The sequence below is a fragment of the Streptomyces sp. ICN903 genome (genome assembly GCF_022015835.1).
GTDB classification, from domain to species: Bacteria; Actinomycetota; Actinomycetes; order Streptomycetales; family Streptomycetaceae; genus Streptomyces; species Streptomyces fenghuangensis.
Map to the genome: position 1 here is coordinate 1 of NZ_JAKMAY010000580.1, position 1179 is coordinate 1179.

Here is a 1179-nt window from a genome sequence, read left to right on the forward strand (position 1 = left end):
GTTCCGCCGGACCCGCAGGCACCCCACCCGGAATCCCCGGAGCCCCCGGGCCCCCCTGACACCGGGCGTTCCCCGGACGAGACGGCCGACCCGCTGCGCGACCCGTGGCGGGCGGCGATGCGCCGTGCCCTGGCCGAGGCCGCACGGGCTCCCGGAACCGGTGACGTGCCCGTCGGCGCGGTCGTCCTGGGTCCTGACGGCGCGCTCCTGGGGCTCGGCCGCAACGAGCGCGAGGCGACCGGCGACCCCACGGCGCACGCGGAGGTCGTGGCGATCCGCGAGGCCGCCCGGGCGGTCGGCGAGTGGCGGCTGTCGGGCTGCACCCTGGTGGTGACGCTGGAGCCGTGCACGATGTGCGCGGGCGCGATCGTGCTGTCCCGGCTGGAGAGGGTCGTCTACGGAGCGGTGGACGAGAAGGCGGGCGCGGCGGGCTCCCTGTGGGACGTCGTGCGCGACCGCCGGCTCAACCACCGGCCCGAGGTGATCTCCGGAGTGCTGGCGCGGGAGTGCGGAGCCCTGCTCACCGACTTCTTCCGCGCGCCCGCCCGTACGCCCTCCCGCGCCCCTTCCCGCACGGCTCCCCGACCGCCGCGGGGGACCGCGGAGGGCCGGGAGGGCGCTTCCCGGGGAACCGATTTCGGCGCACGCCCGACCATGGGCTAGGCTCTCTCCCGGTAGCGTGTCCGAGCGGCCGAAGGAGCTCGCCTCGAAAGCGAGTGTGGGGGCAACTCCACCGTGGGTTCAAATCCCACCGCTACCGCGGCAGTCGAAGGGCCCCCTCGAAAGAGGGGGCCCTTCGCCGTGCTCCGCCTCACCCGCTCCGGCGCGGACGGGACCACCCGCGCAACCCCTGGGAGCGCCGGTCGCCGCCGGTTAGACTCTCGCGACCGCTCGGGCGGTCCTGTGTTCGGGGACGTCCGGGATGTTCGGGGATGTTCGGGGAGAGGCAAGCGCCGTGGACGTGAAGAAGGTCGTGCTCTACATACTCCTCGTCTTCATCCTGTACTCGATCATCACCTCCCCCGACCGCTCCGCCGAACTCGTCGGCATCGGCTTCGAGGGCATCTCCAGCGCCGCGAAGGGCGTCGGGACCTTCATGTCCGAACTGGTGAACTGAACGGGCCGTCCGTACGGGCCGGCCCTCGCGAGCACCCCCGTCGCGAGCGCCGTCGCCACGAG

Annotated in this window: 1 protein-coding gene, 1 tRNA gene and 1 pseudogene; all 3 read left to right on the top strand. The window is 73.8% G+C overall.

All coding sequences use genetic code 11. The features are described 5' to 3' along the window. Nucleotides 1–93 precede the first annotated feature (93 nt). Nucleotides 94–537: pseudogene (gene tadA / locus L7D48_RS28920) on the top strand (tRNA adenosine(34) deaminase TadA); the annotation flags it as partial. Nucleotides 538–673: 136 nt separating this feature from the next. Next, nucleotides 674–760: transfer RNA gene (locus tag L7D48_RS28925), tRNA-Ser, on the top strand. Between the two features lie 162 nt (nucleotides 761–922). After that, on the top strand, nucleotides 923–1117 hold the full coding sequence (locus tag L7D48_RS28930) for a hypothetical protein (RefSeq protein ID WP_206347453.1): 195 nt from the start codon (nucleotides 923–925) through the stop codon (nucleotides 1115–1117). The last annotated feature ends 62 nt before the right edge of the window (nucleotides 1118–1179 follow it).

Excerpts from the sequence above, each read along its gene's own strand:
- L7D48_RS28930 (WP_206347453.1), top strand. The coding sequence starts at position 923 with ATGTTCGGGGATGTTCGGGGAGAGGCAAGCGCCGTGGACGTGAAGAAG.